Source organism: Fontibacillus panacisegetis (assembly GCF_900102215.1).
In the GTDB taxonomy this organism is placed as follows: Bacteria; Bacillota; Bacilli; order Paenibacillales; family Paenibacillaceae; genus Fontibacillus; species Fontibacillus panacisegetis.
In genome coordinates this window covers 19,564-40,124 of the sequence record NZ_FNBG01000026.1, presented here as the reverse complement: position 1 = coordinate 40,124, position 20,561 = coordinate 19,564, and the positions used below count along the sequence as shown (strand labels likewise).

Below are 20,561 nucleotides of genomic sequence, written 5' to 3'. Positions count from 1 at the left end.
CTTATTCGGATAAATCTAATATAGAGAGGAAGTATTAACTCCAAAGCCGTGTCATGTAAACGATATGTAAAAATAATTACATAACTATAATTTATGTAAGAAATATTTCACTACTTTCGATTTTAGTTCACAGCTCATTTTCAACTATGATAATCTAGTTCTATATGAACGAATTTACAGCCGAAAGAGAGGGGCCTCCGTGAAACTGGACTGGAATACTGATACCTTATCTCCAGCTCAATATAAGATAGCTGACTATATTCAGAAAAATTTGCATACCGTGCTATTCTCCACCGAACAGGAAATTGGGGATGCTCTAGGGCTTAGCATAGCCTCGGTTTCCAGATTTTGGCGTTCTGTCGGTTTCAAGAACATTAAAGACTTCAAGGCTCATGTTCGCGAACAACTGGAAGTAGCGCCAGTAACACCAGCCGGCAAAATGAAAAGCATTATGGACAAAGGGGATGCTGATGCACTTCCGGGACAGCTGCTCGATGTGAGCATACGAAATCTGGAGGAAACGGTGCAGCATTATTCCCCTGAAGCCATAGAAGCGTCTGTGTCTGCTCTACTCTCTGCCAACACTGTGTATCTCTATGGTCCAGGACCTTCGGCAGGTCTCGTCGAACTGATGCACTACCGACTTCGCCGCTTTGGCTTATCTATTAGACGCCTCGACCGTGGCGGCAGTGAACTCTTTGAGGATTTGCTTCATATTTATAAAGGAGACCTCGTCGTCATTTTTGGCTTCGTTCGTCTGCTGCCTGAGGCAAAGGTGATTGTCCAGCATGCTAAAGAACAAGGCTATCATACATTGCTTATTACGGACCGACTGATTTCAGATTTCTCCGATCAGACCGATACTACTCTGTTCGCCAGTCGGGGAGAAACATGGGAATTTCACTCCATGATCGCCCCCACCTTCCTCATTGAGAACCTGATTATTGCAGTCGGAAAAAGAAATCAAGAGGCTCATTTACACAAATTGGATGAACTAAACAAACTTAGAAAAAAATACGGCAGCGAATTACCAAGATAAAAAAATTCACATTTTCGTTCCATCCCGTTCGACCCGCATTGCAGTTGCTTTCGACATATTTTTCATTATTTTTCAATGGTTATTTTTAAAAAATAGGCATTTACAAACACAATATATTGGGATAATCTTAATCCAAGACAACAAAATATAGTGTGAACGGGTGATTCGGAGGAAATTTGTTCCGAAGCTTAATAGGGAAGTGCGGTTCAATACCGCTGCGGTCCCGCCACTGTTAACCGAGCGCTAATGGGTGCGTCAAGAAGTATCCTCAATAGCGATCTGTCGATCAAAAAAGCCACTGCAAGGACTACATCTTGTGGGAAGGCCATCGACATTTGAATCGGAAGCCAGGAGACCTGCCCGTTTGGACGACACCGCACGAACCTGCGAGGAACAGGTAGGTGTCCGCTTGTAGCTTATTCATGGGAACCACTATGTTCTTTATAGCGCATTCGGGCATTTTCAACCTTGCCGGGTTGGGAATGCTTTTTATATGGGTTTAATGTTTAGTTTTTAGGGAGGAGAACTGTGATATGGCATTGTTAAATCGGGTTTATTCCAGTCAAGAGCAGATGCTGGATGAAGTGATACATTTAGGCGAGGAGATTGTGGAAAGCTCCAATCTTGAAGTTCTGCGAGAAAACGCAAATCTCAATGGGGAGAGCTTCTCCGGGAAGATGAGCAAGTTCGGCAGTGAATACGCCAAATGGTATGCGAACAATTTCGTAATGCCTGAGCAGCTTGTCCAAGCTATCAAGGATAACGTCGTATATGTACACGATCTGGATCAATATGCGATCGGTACAACAAACTGTATCTTCATTCCGTTTGCCAAGCTGTTGCGTGAGGGCTTCAACACAGGTAATGGCAGCGTCCGACCGCCTACCTCCATTATGACAGCGATGGCGCTGGTCGCTATTATTTTTCAATCTCAGCAAAATGCTCAATATGGCGGTGTGTCCGCAAACAAACTTGATTATGATCTTGCCCCTTATGTAGCAAAATCCTTCAACAAATATTTCCGCAAAGGTTTGGGATATTTTGAAGAAGGTGACATCGAGAGTGAGTACGGGGAAGTCAGCATGGGCCGCAGTGATCTTGCAGAGCTGTATCCGAAATCTTTTACATATGCGTTAAAAGAAACTGAAGCAGAAACATTACAAGCTTCTGAAAGTCTGATTCACAATCTGAATACCATGTCGAGCCGGGCGGGCGGACAAATTCCGTTTACCAGCATTAACTATGGTACAGATATTTCTCCGGAAGGTCAGCTTGTAATTAGTTCGCTGCTAACGGCAACGATGCGTGGATTAGGAAGCGGCGAGACTCCTATTTTCCCTATTCAAATTTTCAAATGCAAGCAAGGGATCAATCAGAATCCAGAGGAGCCGAATTATCATCTATTCCTAAAGGCAGCAGAATGCTCGGCAAAAAGACTCTACCCTAACTTCGCCAATCTTGATGCACCGCTGAATATGACATACTACGATCCAACAAATCCGGATACAGAATTTGCGACAATGGGCTGCCGCACACGAGTCGTAGCAGACCGTTTTGGACGTAATCACCTGTCAGGTAAAGGAAATCTATCCTTTAATACGATTAACCTCGTTAAGCTTGGTCTTGAGCATGGTATTGTGCTTGGCAAACGTCAGGAAGCGGATGAGCGGGGATTTTATAAAGAATTGAAGCATTACATGGACATCGCTATGGAAGGGCTGCTGCACCGCTTCAAAATTCAGTCCGTACAGAAAGCAAAAGCTTCCGATTTCATGATGCGTGAAGGTGTATGGGAAGGCGGTGAGCATTTAGGACCAGAGGATGCAGTGGGTGATCTGATCAAGCATGGCAGTCTCTCTATCGGATTTATCGGGCTTGCTGAATGTATGAAGGCGATGTACGGCAAGCATCACGGCGAGGACGAAGCAGTTTATAACAAAGCCTATGAATTGATCTCTTACATGCGTACCTACTGTGACACTCAGTGTGAACGCCACAATTTGAACATTACATTGTTCGCTACGCCAGCCGAAGGGCTGTCCGGCAAGTTCACCAAACGTGACCGTGTAACTTATGGAACGGTTCCGGGTGTGGTTGACCGCGAATACTATACGAATTCTTTTCATATTCCGGTCTATTTCTCACTCAGTGCAGCTCAAAAAATAAAGCTAGAAGCTCGATTCCATGATTTGTGCAACGCTGGCGCGATCTCATACATTGAGCTTAACGGCAATGCCCGGAGTAATCCGGCAGCCTTCCTGCAAATTATTAAATATGCACTATCGGAGAACGTAAGCTATTTCAGTATTAATCATCCTATTGACCGTTGCTCAGCCTGCGGATTCGAAGGGATTATCGGGGCAACCTGTCCTTCCTGCAACAGCCATGAGAACGACGTTCATATTCGTCGTCTGCGCCGGGTAACCGGATATTTGACCGGAGATTACCAGACCCGTTTCAACGGAGCCAAGCAAGCGGAAGTTCGGGATCGGGTGAAGCATCTCTAATGAATCTTTGTGGATACTACCCGGAATCAATCAATGAAGGTGAAGGACTGCGGGCTGCCATTTTTGTTAGTGGCTGTCGTCACTATTGCAAGGGCTGCTTCAGTCCCGCCACCTGGAATTTCAATTATGGAGAACCCTTCACCCCTGAACGCGAGCAAGAAATCATCTACGATATCGTAAACAATCCTCTTCTCAGCGGAGTTACGATTCTCGGGGGCGATCCATTCTTCTCCTCGCCAGAGGTTAGTGAATTCATAGATCACCTGCGTATGGAGGCTGGACCTATTTCAGTCTGGATTTATAGTGGATATAAATATGAAGAATTAATAGAAAATACAGATTCCGATGAATTTCATCTGCTCCGTCGATGCCAAGTGTTGGTAGACGGAAAATTTGTAGAGGAGCTGCGAGACCCTTCCCTGCTCTATCGGGGCAGCTCCAATCAACGAATTATCGATGTACAGCACAGTTTATCAGAGAGAACAATTACCCTTTGGGAGCCAACTTATACTTTCTAGCTTTTTAACTTTCTAGTATAATTGAAAATCTGTGATACTTTTTAGGAAATGTTCCAAGCGATACTCTATCGCTATGACATAGATCTATTTTTCTTACATTATTGGCGCTTCAAGCGCCGCTTTTTTCAGATAATATATGCAATTTAAACATTGAAAATTTGTAGATCACCAATACTTATTCGGGATCTAATTATATGAAAGTGGGGAAAATACTTTGCCATTACGCGTAACCAAACCAAACAACCGCCAACTAGCTTTTGATAGTGATCGTCTCGGTATTTATGCTGACCGAATCATGGAAGGTATAGAATCACTCGATAAGGAACGCCTGCTTAAAGGTGTTAATAGTAAATTAAGACGCGATGAAGTTACAGGTGAAGAAATCAGCAACGCATTTACAATGTCCGCACTTGAGCTTGTTACGAAAGAAGAACCAAACTGGAAGTTTGTCGCAGCACGTGCCCTGCTCACTTCTCTCTATAAAAAAGCAGCCGTAAATCGCCGCTACAAGGCATATCCTGAAGAGCCTTACGGATCGTTCTATCACCTGATCAGCGACCTTTGCAAAACCGGGATTTACCGTGGGGAACTGCTTGAATACTATACAAAAGAACAAATCGAAGATCTGGGTGAGACGATTGATGCTTCCCGCGATCTGCTCTTTGACTATATTGGACTATTAACCTTGTCTGAGCGTTACCTTGCAACAGACTTCGATGGCCGCACTATGGAATTGCCGCAAGAGCGTTACATGGTCATTGCCATGTATTTGATGCACAAAGAGCCTGCTGACAAACGGATCGAATACGTAAAAGAAGCTTACTGGGCTATGAGCAACATTTATATGACTGCTGCTACCCCTACGATGTCTAACGCAGGTAAAAAAGTAGCAGGTCAGCTCTCCAGCTGCTTTATCGATACGATCGACGACTCCCTTGAGGGTATTTTCGACTCCAACACAGACGTTGCACGTCTCAGCAAAATGGGCGGAGGTATCGGTGTCTATCTTGGTAAGGTACGGGCACGTGGTTCAGACATTCGTGGTCATAAAAACACCAGCTCCGGTGTTATCCCTTGGATTCGCCAGCTGAACAACACAGCGGTCAGCGTTGATCAGCTCGGAACACGTAAAGGAGCCATCGCCGTATATCTCGACGTATTCCATAAAGATATTCTCGCCTTCCTTGATTTGAAGCTGAACAATGGTGACGAGCGGATGCGTGCTCATGATATTTTCCACGGTATATGTATTCCTGATATGTTCATGGAAGCCGTTGAAGCCCGTGGAGAATGGAATCTGTTCTGCCCTCATGAAGTGAAGAAAACGATGGGCTGGAAGGACGAAAACGGTCGGCCGCTTGGACTTGAAGATTTCTACGATGATGAAGTCGGCAAAGGACAGTTCCGTGAGAAATACGAAGAAGCGGTTAACCATCCAACCTTGTCCCGTATTACAATGCCAGCCATCGATATCATGAAACGGATTATGAAATCCCAGCTTGAGACTGGTACGCCGTACATGTTCTACCGTGACACGGTCAACCGCGCTAACCCGAACCGTGCGCATGGTATGGTATATTCTTCAAATCTTTGCACAGAAATTATGCAAAACCAATCGCCTACTGTTGTTGAAAAAGAAGAGCTCGTAACCAAAGACGGTCAAACTCGCATCGTCATCTCGAAGGTTCCTGGCGACTTCGTGGTCTGCAACCTGAACTCGATCCATCTTGCCCGTGCTGTACCAGCAGGAGTGCTTGATCGTCTCGTACCGATTCAGACACGCATGCTCGACAACGTTATTGATATCAACAATATTGAAGTACTGCAAGCTCAGTATACAAACAGCCAGTACCGTGCCATCGGGCTGGGTACATTCGGTCTGCATCATTTGCTCGCTCTGGAAGGTATCCGTTGGGAATCTGAAGAGGCTGTAGCTTATAACGATGCACTTTATGAAAAGATCAATTACTTGCTTGTTCGTTCCAGTATGGAACTGGCTAAGGAAAAAGGACGTTATGCGAAATTCGAAGGCTCCGATTGGGACACTGGACATTACTTCACCAGCCGTTCTTATACAGACGGTACTCGTGAAGGTAAATATGTAACGACAGAACAATGGCGCGAGCTTCAGGAACAAGTTCATGAGAACGGTGTTCGTAACGCTTGGATGTTCGCCATCGCACCAAACGGATCGACTTCGATTATTGCCGGCTCCACTGCCAGCATCGATCCACTCTATGAACTGTTGTCCTATGAAGAGAAGACAACTTATAAAGTCGCTAATCCAGCACCAGATCTGTCCGAAAAAACAATCTGGTACTATAAGACGGCATTCATGATCGATCAGCACGCTTCGATCAACATGGCTGCTGCCCGCCAGCGCCACGTTGACCAAGCACAAAGCTTCAATCTGTACGTTCGTCCGGATATTAAAGCTTCCGAGTTCCTTGACCTGCACCTGCATGCTTGGAGAAACGGCTTGAAATCTACGTATTATGTACGAAGTCGTGCGTTGACGATTGAGGAATGTGAATCGTGTGCATCTTAATCTCAACCACCCAAACCATTATCTCAACCCTCCCAAACCCTCCCTTACCGTAAGGGAGGGCCCCCAAGGGCCTGCTGCCCTCGGGTCTCCCGCAAACTGAGGTAACGTGGGAGTTACAGAGGCGCTCCTGCCGCTGTCCCCTTCGGGGATGCGCTTGGGCTATGTGCGTGGAACGCTTTTCCCCCTTCGGGTACGTCTTACTTTTGGTGCACCCGGGCTACCTGGGAAACATGCTGCAGACACTTCTGCTTTATGCGCTCCCGGGGTACTATGTGCTGATGATTCGCTTGTCGCCCTACGGGCACGCTTTGCTGTGGTGCTCCTGCGGTTGGAGTTGACTGCTACTGCGACGCGCTTCATTGGATACGAAGTGCTATAAGGCGCTCTCCCTTTCAGGGAATCGCTAGGTTAGGCGCGGAGCCATAACTTCTACTTTTGACCGTTACTGATTACCACCTGCTACAAGGACGCTCTCCCCTTCGGGGAATCGACTTGGGCTAAGTGCAAAGATATACTGCTGCTACTGTGAGTTTGACCAAATCTTTGAGGAGATGAGTTTTAATGCAATTGCAAACGATTTTTAATACTGAAGCACCTAATAAATCCACTCGTATTATCGGTGGGGAATGTTCCGGGATTCTGAACTGGGACGATATCCGCATGCCGAACATGTATAAGCTGTACAAGGTTTTGCTGCTTAACTACTGGATTGCTGACGAAATTCCGATGAATAAGGATGCTCAGCAGTTTCCGACTCTTGATGCTGAAGAGCAACGTACATTCAAAATCAATATCGGGCTCCTTGCGGTACTTGATTCGATGCAAACGATGTTCGTTGGCGATGTGAAACGGTATTTCACCGATTCTTCACTGGAAGCTATTTCTGCAATTATCGCGCAGCAAGAGGTAGTGCATAATCAATCCTATTCTTATGTTCTTTCTTCTCTCGTATCGGATCAGGAGCAAAAAGAAATTTTTGAATATTGGAAGCATGATCCTGTCTTGCTGGAGCGCAACACTTTTATTTCTAACATTTATCAAACTTTCCGCAATGACCCTACTCCACAAACATTTTTTGAGGCGTTGGTAGCGGATTTGATTCTTGAAGGTGTTTTCTTCTACAGTACCTTTGCCTTCTTCTACAATCTGGCACGCGATCAAAAAATGATGGGTACATGCCAAATGATTTCCTACATTCAACGTGATGAGAATCAGCACTGCTACTTCTTCGCTGAAGTGTTCAAGCAATTGCTGATCGACTTTCCAGAACTGAACACAAAGGAAAACATGGACTTCACGTACCGTACGATTGACCGCGCTGTTGAGCTTGAAACGAACTGGGCACATTATACGCTCAAGGAAGTACGCGGCATTGATTTGGACGAACTGTCTGATTACATCAAATACACTGCGAATAAACGTCTGAAATTGCTAGGTCTCGAAAAAGCTTACCCAGGCGTTGACGTAAACTGCATGCCATGGATTAAACCTTTCTCTGACGAAGCGCTAAACGCAACGAAAACAGATTTCTTCGAAGCGAAGTCCCGTAACTACGGTAAAGTCGGCGATGATAACGGGTTTGACGATCTGTAAAATTAGGGGCTCCCTTTTATAAATGTCCCACCTGTAAATGGACTATTAGTCTTCCTCCCTATCAAGTAGGCGCAATAAAAAAACTATGCTACCAGCGCGTATCGGATCTCTACCGGTACGCCTGTTTGAATTTATCCAGGCACCATACCAAAGCAAAAAGCCTTCCCCTTCTTTATTGAAGGAGAAGACCGAAATATAAAAATACTCGTCAAGTCGCAAAAGAAATTTCGCTTGCAAATTCGTTTAATTCCACTACACCTTTCTCGGGTTGCAGGATAAGCCGGTTATTGATGTAGAGCCCGGAAAAGTGTACATTGGATACCGTTCTCTTGGCGTCGTAACCAAAAATGTGGCTTGGATTGGAGCACGTCCCCTGATACTGAACGTTTTCGAAGGAGATATTTTCGATCCGATTTCCTGGAGCCGGGTTATAATCCTTGTTCCGCATCACTCTGATATCAAGCAGCCGTCCCAGTTCAAAGTCTTCAACCCTGATATTTTTATACGAGATATCACGGATCGTATTTTTATCTCCAGCATTGATCGCTATGGCTCCCATATAATTGACTTGCGGCTCATGATGTTCAAGAATATCTATGTTTTCAAACCGCACATCAAAAATATTATCGCCGTCCCCACTATGATCGCCATGAGTTCCCATCATTAGCGGATGGGCAACGTCTGCCCACAGCACCGCATTGCGCACGCGAATATGACTGGAATCTCCACGATAATCCCACCTTGAGCCGTACACGGCGATGCAATCGTCCGATGTGCGCAGAAATACATCCTCTATCTCAATGTCTGTACAAGCCATAATATCAATACCGTCCGACCACCCTCGAGTACTGAAGGATTTGAAATTTCGTATGCGCACATGCTCGGATTTACCAAGATAGATACTGTAATGCGGCGGGTCGAGCGTAATAATACCTTCCACACTAATGTTTCGGCAAAATATAATTCGTACTCCCCTAAATGCAGAAAAACGATGGAAATCCGAGAGATACAGAATTCCTCTGCCCCGAATGACCACATCATGCACACGGTCGCAGACTATAGAGCCAACCACGATAGCCCCGCCGTCGATATACACTGTTGTATTGGAAGGAACACGTAAAATCATTTCTTCGAGATAATGCATTCCCGGTGCAAAATACAGCGTCTTATGCTCTACATTGCCGCTTCGTAATTCCAGCAAGTCGAGAATATCTTCGGTTCGATGAATTCCAGGATGAATACACAGAACCTGATCGTCCTCAGGCGATGGCGCTTCTTCCTCTCGTGGATTGGCGAACAGATGAAGGTTTGAGAACCGGTCATCGTTGATTTCAATAGACAATTTTCGAGGCTGATTTAAAGTAAACGAAATGGTTCGTTCGTCATGAAAAAAATTCAGATCATAAGATAAAGGCCGTATGACTACTCGGTTAATAGACTGCAATCTGCTCTCGATCCTTACTTCGATTTCTCCATCCATATCAAAATAAGCCATGGATGCACGCCTGACGTTATGCATGTCCACTTTCGCTTCATAGACAAACAATTCCTGCCAGACCATTCCGCGCTTACGCACATAAACCGCGAAATCGTTATTCCCTACAGCACTCTTAGGCGCTTCGTAAATGATCAGTGAATCCATAGTTCATCACCTCGGATTTCAATCTTTCAACACATGTTCGATGTACTCAAAATAATCGAAGTCAGCCGGCTTCCGAAAGCCGGTCAGGTCCTGACAGCACAGACCGACGAATGCACCCGTGAACCAGCCCTCGTCGCACGCCTCGTCGGATAACGTACTGGCATCCAGAACCGGACCGATGTTTTGGAAAGCATGCTCTCCTTCCGTGGAATATGCAAATTGCAGCTGGTCATGATCCACCCTGACGCGCAGCCATATCCGATCCGCGCTGTCCGGCAAAGGAATGTATCCGATTGGAGCCGCGTAATTGTTATTGACGGAGGAAAGGATGCTGATACAGCGTCCCAAATCTTCATCGTGCGTAACGTGCAAGTAATAGTAATTATGCGTGTCATACAGGCAGATCAGGCCGGCCATTTGCTTGAAGCTTTCCGGTTCAAATTCAAGGCAGGTGCTTGTGGTAAATGAAAACTCCTGCCAACGTCTAGCTACAAGGCTTTGTCTGAACTTCGAGCCAAGCCCTTCCCTTCCGAACAGCCGTAGATACCCTTTCCGCTCCGTCAGCGAATAAAAGGTGTCGTCAAGCGGTATACGCAGGGACTGGAAGTTAATATCAAGCGTTTCGCTGTCAAAGTCGTCGCGCGCAGGCCGGCTCGGAAACGGATAATCAGGAAGATCGGGCGCTTCCACCAAGGTGTCCGGCAATACAGTGCCATTTGCCAGTCGGAGCCAGCCGTCCTCGGTCCATTCCACCTTTTGGATTGCCGTCTCGCGACCTAGCGTATACTTGCGGTCGCCCTTCTCCGTCCGGTTCTCCAGCGCCCGTCCGCAGAGATGAACCATGTACCACTCGCCGTTCTGTGTTTCGACAAGGTCGCCGTGCCCCGCTTTTTGCAGCAGTAAATCAGGATGATTGCGTGAAGTCATCAACGAATTCCCCGGGTATGCCTCATAAGGACCAAACAATTTTTTCGATCTTAACATGGACTGTCCGTGTCCTTCGCCCGTTCCCGTATCCGCCGCAAACAAATAGTAATATCCGTTCCGCTTGTAAATGTGCGGTCCCTCCAGAAAAATATCGTTGCTTGCATAAATAGTAACCGCCTCGCCCACCATACGCTGTTCTTTTTCAGAATATTCCTGAATGACAAGACGACCCTTGAACCGTTTGGGTATCCGATGATCTGTAACCATGCTGATGATATATTTGCGTCCGTCGTCGTCATGGAACAATGAAGGATCAAATCCGTAGCTGTTCAGGAAAATCGGTTCTGACCATTCCCCATGGATATCCGTTGCTGTCACTAAGTAATTAGGCGTATCATACATGCTGACATAGAAGGAATTAACGACAGTATAGACTAAATAATAGACTCCGTCATGATAGGTCAGACATGGTGCCCAGATGCCCTGTGAGGCGCCGACTCCTCTGAGGTCCAACTGGGATACCCGATTCAGCGGGTGGGTGATCAGTTCCCAATGGATCATATCCCTGGAATGATGAATTTGTATGCCGGGAAACCATTCGAAAGTGGAGGTAGAGATATAGAAATCGTCACCTACTCGGATTATGGACGGGTCAGGATTAGAGCCTCTGAGAATCGGATTTTTAATTGTTTTCAAAATTGTCTCCTCCTTATGCAAATCCCGATAATCCAGCTACCACAAAAACAGATCGTTGCCCTTCAGCTTGAATAACGCTTCCATAAAATAATAATCGCCATAAATAATTGCATGGTGATGCGTTTTGCTGTGGTAGGCTCCTGTGCCATAAAGCAGGAAGTGATCGGTATCCGGCGACCAATCGATTCGCGATTCATCCAGCGTTCTCAGCAGCTTCAGCGCTGCCGTTAAAAACGAGCGGCTTTCATACCCACCGATAGCCTTGGCAATTTCTATAAGCCCGCATGCTGCGATGGCAGCTGCCGTATCATCCATTAATCCAGGCTCCTCCGGCTGTCTGAAATCGACCGGAATAATACCGTTCTCCGGAATATTGGCCATAAAATAATGCGCAACCCGCTTAGCCGTCTGCAAATACTCATCCTTTCCAGTATGAATATAACTCATCATAAATCCGTAGAGCGCCCAAGTCTGTCCTCGCGTCCAGGAGGAGCCTTCACCGTAACCCTGTCCGCCATGTGTACGAATCACCCCTCCGTTAAAAGGATCAAATTCGACGATATGGTTAACGGAGCCGTCAGGGCGAACGAATGCAGACATAGACGTATCTGCGTGCCGCATCGCGATTTGCTTAAAGCGCGGATCCCCGGTTTCTTCCGAAGCCCAATAAAGTAGTGGGATGTTGAGCATACAGTCGATGATTGCCCAGCCTCTCGTATCCCCCTCTTCCAAATCGTTCCATGCACGGATAAAGCCCCCCGCCAAATTAAACCGGCCCGCCAGCAGGTTTGCGGCATGCAAAGCACGCTTACGTGATTCCTGGTTCCCGGTTAGCTTGTAATTCGCAACACTGGTAGGGAGCCACATAAACCCGACATCATGATGCAGGCCGTAAAATTCATCAAAACTTCTGTCCAGCTTGACTTCAGAAATTTGCGCAATTTCCTTGTATTTTTCATTGCCGGTTTCATGAAACATGAGCCATAGCATGCCCCCCCAGAAGCCGTTAGTCCACCAGTTGATGCCATCAGCCACATCAGCGGAAGGATTGTCCACGGACTTGTCGTCATGCATGCCATTAATGGTCGTGTATGGAATTTTGTTGCGAGAACGCTCGCTGACTATATCCATCTTTTTCGTCACCTTAGCGATAACACCATCCAACCACTCTTTTTCCATATCTCTTAACAAGGGATTTCCCTACCTTTCGCTACGAAATATTTACTTACGTTAGGGTATTCTTTCTCATGGTGAAAGCGTATCACTAAGACTTTGTTAATGAAATGAAGTTTTTTAAGGGGAAAAAGCAGTGATTTTAGAACTTGCACGATCACTTGAATTCCGTTGTTTTATTTTCTTGAGTTGTACGTTGTATCGGTAGAGAAACAGGAAAATAAACGGTATACGTCTCGTCCTTGATTTCGTAGAGCGGAATAAAGCGAACATTGACGGACTGGCAATTGACCTGATGCGAAATACCTCCCTCAATGTTTCGGAAATCAGTGACCGGCTCGGCTATAACAACCCTTATTACTTCAGCAGGGTGTTCAAAAAGGTAATGGGCGAACCACCGTCTTCTTATTGGAGACACTTGTACAAAACATAGACGTTGGAAGGCGGGAATCACGCCTAAATGAACAACAGCACGCCCCAAAAGAGGGCCGTGCTGTTGCTTGTTGTGGATCTTATGTTGTTCTTTTTTGTAGATTTTAAATTGAAAGGTCATCCACCGTGTTTATCGCTTGAAGAATTCTGTAAATGATGACTGCCGCTTGAGCCCGGGTAGCATTTTCGAGGGGGGCAAATCTACCCTCGCTCAACCCGTTCAGCACACCTGCCTCCGACAATCTGGCTACAGATTGCTTGGCATAACTGGATAGATCACTCTCATCCTTGTAAAGCTCGATTTGAGTGGTAGAGTTCAGCGTTAACTTCACATAGGCCAATGCTCTGTCGACCATGACCGCTATGTCTTGTCTACTTATCGGCTCATTCACTCCAAACCGGCCATCCTCGTATCCTTGAATAATGCCTGCTTCCTTCGCCGCTGCAACAGCCTCGTAGTACCATGCTCCCTTCAGTGTGTCCGTAAAGCCAGTCTCATCGGTTCCTGTCCGCAGGTTCAAGCTCTCAACCAGCAGCTTCACAAATTGAGCTCGGGTTACAGCTAGATCAGGCTGGTATTGGCCTGGAGCCATACCATCAATGATCTCTCTGGCCGCCAGATTCAAGATAGCATTCTCGGCCCACGACACACTTGTCAGATCATTAAAACCTACATCTGCTTCCAAAATTGTATAGGCAGTGAATTGCTCCGGCACAAAAAACAACTTGCCAGTATCCTGATTATATCTGCTGCTTCTAATGACTTGCAGCATACCATGCTTATCGATACCATACACAACGATTTTTTCGGAATGCTCACTGGTATTCAAGACATAATTCAATTCCACCATTGCCGCTTTTTGTTCCGTAAAATTAACGATAGACTTGCCGTCTGCTAGCAATTCAAAATCGTATACCGGTTTACCGCCAATTCGCTCCTTTACACCAGAAGAAAGCTTAGCTTGACTTAAGGTAGACATCGACAAAAACAAATGATTGGCATTTGCTTTAGCCGCAGCTTCTGCCAGCCTATCCGCTGACAACGTCACATTTGCCAGTCCCAGACGGAAAGAAATGGAGTCTATCGCTGCACCCTCTAGTCCCTGAAGCAACGTTTGGGCTGGAAGCTGCACCGTCACACCTGAAAGGGTTCGGGATGCCTTTACTTCTATGAATATTTCCCCGTCCTTTGACTGTTGCAGAACCGCAAGCAGATCCTTAGGTTTTACTATTAATGCAAGCTGCCCTTTGCTGTCCGGTTCTTCATTGAATATAAGAGAAGCGCCTCTAACAGTAGCTTCCTTGCCTCTCTCGGATACATTTGTAATTATCGGATTTGTTACTGTAGGAGAAGTAGGAACAGAGTCATTCTCCCTCGTAACATTGAGGGTATACACTTTGACAGTGCCGTCTTCAGCCGTGACCTCGAGCTTGATCTGGTTTACACCCACTTGCAACGGCACCAATATGGAACTATTACCTGCTGCTGTCGCTCCGTTCACCTTTAGCGATGCCAAACCATCGTACAGCGTTGCTAAGATGCTCACGCTGCTTATCCTGTATCCCACGGTTGCACTATATTCGGTAACGTCAGAACTGAAGGCCGGTAACAAGGATCCAGAACTTAGTACCAGCCCGGATAGGTCGGCATTAGATGACTTGGTACCGCTGTTCGATTTCTCGCGAACCACAGTAATCTGGTAAGTCTTGCTTCCCGTCAGTCCGTTTACCTCGACGGTTATTGGATTGACTCCTACTTCCAGCAAGACAGGAAATGGACTTCCGCTCACCATATCAATGCCGTTGATCTTGAGCGTTGATGTTAGGTCGTACACCGATGCTGTAACGCTGACGCTATATACTGCATTAGTCACGTTGACGTTGTAGGCGATCACATTCGGATCAAACGCAGGGACCATATCACCTTCGCTCAGCCATAAGCTGGACAAATTAAGACTCTCGTCCACTCCTGGTACCGCACTGACCTCCGCCGATAGTCCGCTGCTTCCACTGGACGTAGTCGCAGATATCGCAAAATAATAGGTCGTGCCGTTAGCAAGTTCGGTTACATCATAACTGAGCACATCTCCAGCTACAGTCTGCACAGGATTGTCAAAAGAACCCGAAATAGTACTAGCATATACGTTGTAACTGACTGCTCCGGGTACTTCATTCCAGGTCAAGGTCACTTTGCCGTCCCCCGGCACAGCCGATTGCACGACCGGCGGAACGATAAGGCTTGATCTATCTTCTGCATAGGAACCGAAGAACTCCAATTCTGAAAGATTCCCGAACCAAGAGCTATTATTGGTAACCTTGATATAGCGATAATAAGTACTATCCGTAACCGACAGCCCTTGCCAATCCCAAATATTTTTGGACTCGGATGAAATCGGCTTATACGTTACTCCATCGTTGGAGCCTGCCACATAAGTGCCGATCATTCGGCTTGCCAGATTGGTAGTCATCCTTGGAGCAATTTCCACACTGCTGAGCGACACAGCACCATCCCCAAAATCGAAAAGATAGAACACGCCGTTACCAGCGCTTGACGAATTTCTAATATCTACAAAAGTTGATGTGTTACGGTCGAATAACCGCGGTCCGATTTCAGTCCCGACATCTGTCGATCTATTAAAAGTCAGCGTTGCTTTATCTAGAATATTATCAATTCTACTGGAAACGTCCGACACTAGCACAACAGATCCATCCGTCGTATAAACCACAGGTAATCCTGAAGTTTCAATCTGATTTTTTTTTGCATCGAGATACTTATAATTGACCTCGATTTCCGCATTTCTGCTCGCATTCCACCTAGCTGCCTCCGGACTGAGAGTTACTGTTGCCATATAATGCAAGTCGTCAAGCTTCGTTACCGTGGCGTCCATTCCAGCAATTGTTGCCTTCAACTCCGTGAGAGGTTGCTTAGCCGTAATGCTCAAAGTGAGCTCATTGCCAGCGATAGCTTTCTTAACAGGGACTTGCGCGTTGCTGCTTGCACCGCTCCCCTGCATGTGCTGAGTTAATGATTCAGCATTACTGCTAATCGACACGCTGGAAATTCTAGTAGGGGTTTCAATGCGATCTCCGTAGATTCGGAACTCGCCTACACTAAGAATGCTGTTTTTCTTTGCATAATAATCTTTGGATTCATAGGTTGAAATCTTGAAATATCGATAGGCTTCACCAAACTGTTCCTGCTTTACATTCAACGTCTGCATTTGACTGCTGTATCCAGCTTCTTCTGTTAGTGGTACCCATGTATCTCCGTCATCCGAGCCGTAAACAATTGCTCCTGACATTCTTTCTGGCCAAATATTACGCGGTTGCAGTGCAAAATGTGCAGGCGCAACTCTAAAGTTAGGGCCAAAATCCATAATGAAATATTTAGCTGTCAAATCGCCGCTGAAGGTAACCGTATTGTTATCAATCAAATAGGCTTCATATCCGGACTGCAATGACGATTTAATTGAACTCTTTGTAAAATCCAAGCTTCCATCGCTTAATCTCGGATTCAACTGCTTCATAGAAGCTACAACTAGGGATAACTCATTCAATGCAGAGTAAAATTCGCTATCCGATGCGGTATTCACCATGCCGAGAACCTTGTTATAGACATCTTCATATTTTTCCAATGATTCCGATTCATACATAGTGTTCGTGTCAAAATGAGATCCCACATATTCTATGGCTGCCTGACGATCACCCGCAACATGGATCGTAAGGCTCACTGTTGAAACTGTGATTCCATCGGAAGCTACTACGAGGCACTGATAGGAACCCTTCTCCTGAGAGGTTGGCGTCCAAGAAAATGCTCCAGTAGCAGGATCAAGAGTCGCTCCATGCAGTGCATCTCCCTGCAGATGATATGTGATAACGTCCGAGCTATTTGTATCAACAGCAGAAAAATCGTAATTAATCGTGCCACCTGCAAACAATGACAAATTCATATTTTTAGTCGTGATATTCCTGAAAGAGGGTGGCGTCAGCGTATTGTCAGCTTTAATATCCATATAATCGATATCAACATTTGTTCCATTTCCGACAACATTAAAGTAAGCCATAAAAGTCTTCGATGGGAATTGACCATATGAAACTGAGTTTTGCCCCATGTCAAAGGTTACATATTGCCATTGATTGTTGGTGTCAGGCAATTCAAGTGTTTGGAACGGCACCGAATCTTTATCTTTCTTTAATTCAAGCTTAGCTAATCCATTAGTGCGAATTTTTATAGCCACATTCGAAGTATTGTTTCGATTAATAAACATTAGCCGATAAGCAGCAAACAAGGTCTGGTTGTCGCTAGCTATTGTACTGATATAGCTGACGTCACCTTCCGTCTTCGTGCTAATATTCGATGTACTTTCCTTTATCTGGTTAGAACCATCAATAATACTATAGGCATCCTCTAGTTGCAGCAGGTATCTGTCTTTAAATAAGGTGTTTTCCCTTACTGCTCTAGATATAGAATCAGGCTGTTCATTAGCAACTTCCTTCGGGACGTAAATCCACCACTCAGCCCCGGTCTCCACTCTAGGTGCATCATTATCCGATCCATCGCCAGTAAAATAGTGATTCGGTGCAACCCGGCTCTTGAATGCTTTTACAAAGTATGGAGCTTTCGCTTCCAGCTGTTCTTCCGTATAACCCAGCTTATAGCGGTACACATAGTACAAATCCCAGCCGCCCGTGCCCAAATAGTGCATCCGGCCTTTATATTCATCCGAAGGTATAGAATAAATTTTTTCCTTTGCCCATTCCGATGCAGCTGTCGAAATTACGGGAGTCCAATTGATATCGAAGCCTTCCGAGAACTTAGCATAGTAGTCGGCTCCCATTAAAATCCTGTCATTCAAAAATTCATAGATGGATACACCCGTCGCACTAATGGTTCCGCTCGCTGGATCAACCTTGGTCCCTTGTGCATCCACCATTCTGGCGAGATTAATAAAGTTCGTAACGTCTCCTTCGCCATGTGCCAAATCCCGCCCCATTTCAACATGCTGCACATGGGGTGCGACAGGTTCACCTGTTTCATCATTCTGTGTCATTTCTCGAAACAGCCAATAGATAGATCCCGTCATATACTTGTCCGGCGCAGAATCGTTTACGGTTAACCATTCTATCGCTTTAGCATAATTATCCGAATCATTCTTAAAAATATAAGCAGCGATCGATCCGTACAGCGGATAATTGTGTTGATTCATAAACTTGTCGTTAAAATCCAAAAAAGTCTTTACCGTCGGGTCTATGACATTCTTGGTAAACGTCTCCGTATCCTGATCGGTCCATCTCAACTCTTCTGAAGAAGTGGTATACCGTAGAATCTCCGCTGCCATAATCATATTGTACAAGGGGGGTCCAGTATGGATATGAGAATCTGTAAAGTACCGGTATTTATTCGGGTCCATCTGTCCCCAGAGCCGAATAATACGCAGAGCATTTGAACGATAGGTTTCATTTCCAGTAATGTAGTATAAAATCGACTGCGTAAATGCCCGTGTTCCATCTTTCGATGCCATGTCCTTCACATTACTCGCGTTATAGGCATCCGTTCTTACCGTGATTCCATCTGGAGAAATGCTCGATGTAAAGGCAGTTTTCGCATAATCTGTTTCCAGCATGGCTGTATAATAGCTGTACCAAGGTTCCTGCTTGTTTTCAATTTGCGATCTCAAATTTTCCAATAACTCTTTAGTTACACTAATACCGGGATGGATAAACCCTTCATCACTGGTCACACTAATAATTTTAACCTCTTGCTTTAATCCGCTAATAGCGGCCCGCAAATCAGATGTCAACACATCTATGTCAGCTTGAGTAAGGTCGCTGATATTGCCGCTATCCAGTTTGTCGATAGCTGTTTGCCCGTGAGCCAGTGCTTGCTCCAAAGCTTTCCAGCTTGTATCGGAATTGTATCCTTGTCCTCCATTGACAATATCCTGGGCTATGGCCATTTGATTCTGTAAGTCATATGAGTACAGAACACCATCTAGTCTTTGCTTTCCGTAGAACTTAATCTCTGCCATATTCAAATACCATCTGGAGTCGTTCGTAATTTTTAGATAACGGTATGATGTTTTGTCGGTAATGGAGAGTGTTTGCCAATCGGCAATGCCCTGTGCACTGGTGCTTATCGTTGTCCAAGTTGTTCCGTCAATAGACCCTTGCAGGTAGGTACCGCCTAATCGTCCAAACTGATCGGCTCTGGCTAATATGTAGGCCCGATCTAGTGCAATGCCATTGCCTTCTCCCATGTCAAATACCAGAAACGTACCGGAACCATTATTCCATGGTCCGTTCCAGCTTAAATAGGTGCTTGGATTTTTATCCATTATACTGCCAGCAAAGGTTTTTCCATTGCTCGTGCTGTAATCAACATATACTGTATTGTTATTGGAAACATCCGGTGCAGGGATACCGAATGCTTCAGTTTTGGATAGAACATCGATATAATCGGAAAGCTCCTGAATCGTGACAACGCTTTCATCAGTTGTCTTAGTTACCGACTTCCCGTAGCTTCCGTCTTCATCCGTATAATTGATAGCAAACGAGACTGGCCCCGGGAACTCATATGGACTAATGGTATAGCCAGCAGACCAGTTGATCTGATCTACGCTATGCGCTACATAGGAATTTCCATTTACACTGACTGTTACATTTGATATCGGAGCAGTTGATTTAAAAGACAAAGTTACAGCATCACCAGCAGCAGCCTTCGTGGAATCCACATTATCGGATTTAATGGACACCCCACTAATCAGACTTTCAAGTTGAACTCTTGTCCCATGAATTCTCATTTCACCGATATTGAAAATATTACTATTTCCGTCCCCCATGATTTTCAAATACCGGTACGGGATATTTTGATGTTCTGCTTTTATGGATAATGTCTGTATATCTGAACTGCTTTTAGCCATAGAAGAAGTGATTTCTGTCCACACGATCCCGTCCACAGAGGCCTGCACTCGCCCGTTGTATAGCCGATCGGTAAAACCACTTCTGGCCTGCATTCGTACTTCCGTTACCTTCACTCCAAAGTCCTCTCCAAAATCTAATGTGAAAGACTTTCCGGTATCAGGTCTAAAGTCGCCAGCATGTGTACTTGGATTGTCGTCGTTCAAATTGGCCAGATTGGCAGCACTTACCGTTGTACCCGGATAAACGACCAGCGAAGAATAATCCACTGTTCCATCCGAGGGGGATGTTGCTGCTGTCACAGTAACAGGCAAATATGACAAGAGCATGACCGTAGAAAGGAACACTGACATCCATTGACGAAGCCAGCGTCCGTTTCTTGAAACTACATATTGATCCATTTTCCTATCTCCTTTGCATAATTATTAGTAAACATAAAATAATAGCGCTTTCATAATAGAATTATTTCGATCACCCCCTAAAAAGGTAGTGTGGAAATTTAACAAAACTAGTCATGAGAACTCCTCTCATGACTAGTTGACCAAAGGATGTTACTGGCACCCGTCAT

10 protein-coding genes and 1 riboswitch are annotated in these 20,561 nt (G+C 45.4%); of the genes, 5 read left to right on the top strand and 5 right to left on the bottom strand.

The window, feature by feature from the left end; translation table 11 throughout:
* Positions 1-199: 199 nt before the first annotated feature.
* The 5 genes from BLS49_RS18595 (at position 200) to BLS49_RS18575 (ending at position 8,205) form a co-directional block, all read left to right on the top strand.
* Positions 200-1,039 (top strand): MurR/RpiR family transcriptional regulator, encoded by an 840-nt coding sequence (locus tag BLS49_RS18595; RefSeq protein ID WP_091234261.1) that lies wholly within the window; start codon positions 200-202, stop codon positions 1,037-1,039.
* 141 nt (positions 1,040-1,180) lie between these two features.
* A riboswitch (cobalamin riboswitch) is annotated at positions 1,181-1,417 on the top strand.
* 155 nt (positions 1,418-1,572) lie between these two features.
* Positions 1,573-3,546, top strand: coding sequence for an anaerobic ribonucleoside triphosphate reductase (locus BLS49_RS18590; RefSeq protein ID WP_091234257.1), 1,974 nt, complete (start codon positions 1,573-1,575; stop codon positions 3,544-3,546).
* Complete coding sequence (gene nrdG / locus BLS49_RS18585; RefSeq protein WP_091234254.1) at positions 3,546-4,064, top strand: anaerobic ribonucleoside-triphosphate reductase activating protein; 519 nt, start codon at positions 3,546-3,548, stop codon at positions 4,062-4,064. Before BLS49_RS18590 ends, nrdG begins: the two co-directional genes overlap by 1 nt.
* 214 nt (positions 4,065-4,278) lie before the next feature.
* The gene (locus BLS49_RS18580) at positions 4,279-6,612 is read left to right on the top strand and encodes a ribonucleoside-diphosphate reductase subunit alpha (RefSeq protein WP_091234252.1); all 2,334 of its coding nucleotides are present in this window, start codon (positions 4,279-4,281) and stop codon (positions 6,610-6,612) included.
* A 561-nt stretch (positions 6,613-7,173) separates the two neighbouring features.
* Positions 7,174-8,205: a ribonucleotide-diphosphate reductase subunit beta gene (locus BLS49_RS18575; RefSeq protein WP_091234247.1), complete on the top strand. Its 1,032-nt coding sequence runs from the start codon at positions 7,174-7,176 to the stop codon at positions 8,203-8,205.
* A 208-nt stretch (positions 8,206-8,413) separates the two neighbouring features.
* Here BLS49_RS18575 and BLS49_RS18570 read toward each other — a convergent pair whose 3' ends face one another.
* The 5 genes from BLS49_RS18570 to BLS49_RS18550 form a co-directional block, all read right to left on the bottom strand.
* Positions 8,414-9,847 carry a glycosyl hydrolase family 28 protein gene (locus BLS49_RS18570; RefSeq protein WP_091234244.1) on the bottom strand — a complete coding sequence of 478 codons (1,434 nt, stop codon included), beginning with the start codon at positions 9,845-9,847 and terminating at the stop codon, positions 8,414-8,416.
* A gap of 18 nt (positions 9,848-9,865) precedes the next feature.
* Positions 9,866-11,470 carry a glycoside hydrolase family 43 protein gene (locus tag BLS49_RS18565; protein WP_217640071.1) on the bottom strand — a complete coding sequence of 535 codons (1,605 nt, stop codon included), beginning with the start codon at positions 11,468-11,470 and terminating at the stop codon, positions 9,866-9,868.
* 36 nt (positions 11,471-11,506) lie between these two features.
* On the bottom strand, positions 11,507-12,649 hold the full coding sequence (locus BLS49_RS18560; protein WP_175471472.1) for a glycoside hydrolase family 88 protein: 1,143 nt from the start codon (positions 12,647-12,649) through the stop codon (positions 11,507-11,509).
* Between the two features lie 151 nt (positions 12,650-12,800).
* Positions 12,801-13,196 (bottom strand): hypothetical protein, encoded by a 396-nt coding sequence (locus BLS49_RS25810; RefSeq protein ID WP_425432164.1) that lies wholly within the window; start codon positions 13,194-13,196, stop codon positions 12,801-12,803.
* Positions 13,180-20,394 (bottom strand): S-layer homology domain-containing protein, encoded by a 7,215-nt coding sequence (locus BLS49_RS18550; protein WP_091234236.1) that lies wholly within the window; start codon positions 20,392-20,394, stop codon positions 13,180-13,182. Before BLS49_RS18550 ends, BLS49_RS25810 begins: the two co-directional genes overlap by 17 nt.
* Positions 20,395-20,561: the final 167 nt, after the last annotated feature.

Bases quoted from the DNA above. Each gene is read 5' to 3' on its own strand.
- BLS49_RS18590 (WP_091234257.1), top strand. From the start codon at position 1,573: ATGGCATTGTTAAATCGGGTTTATTCCAGTCAAGAGCAGATGCTGGAT.
- nrdG (WP_091234254.1), top strand. From the start codon at position 3,546: ATGAATCTTTGTGGATACTACCCGGAATCAATCAATGAAGGTGAAGGA.
- BLS49_RS18575 (WP_091234247.1), top strand. From the start codon at position 7,174: ATGCAATTGCAAACGATTTTTAATACTGAAGCACCTAATAAATCCACT.
- BLS49_RS18570 (WP_091234244.1), bottom strand. From the start codon at position 9,847: ATGGATTCACTGATCATTTACGAAGCGCCTAAGAGTGCTGTAGGGAAT.
- BLS49_RS18560 (WP_175471472.1), bottom strand. From the start codon at position 12,649: ATGGAAAAAGAGTGGTTGGATGGTGTTATCGCTAAGGTGACGAAAAAG.
- BLS49_RS25810 (WP_425432164.1), bottom strand. From the start codon at position 13,196: ATGACCTTTCAATTTAAAATCTACAAAAAAGAACAACATAAGATCCAC.
- BLS49_RS18550 (WP_091234236.1), bottom strand. From the start codon at position 20,394: ATGGATCAATATGTAGTTTCAAGAAACGGACGCTGGCTTCGTCAATGG.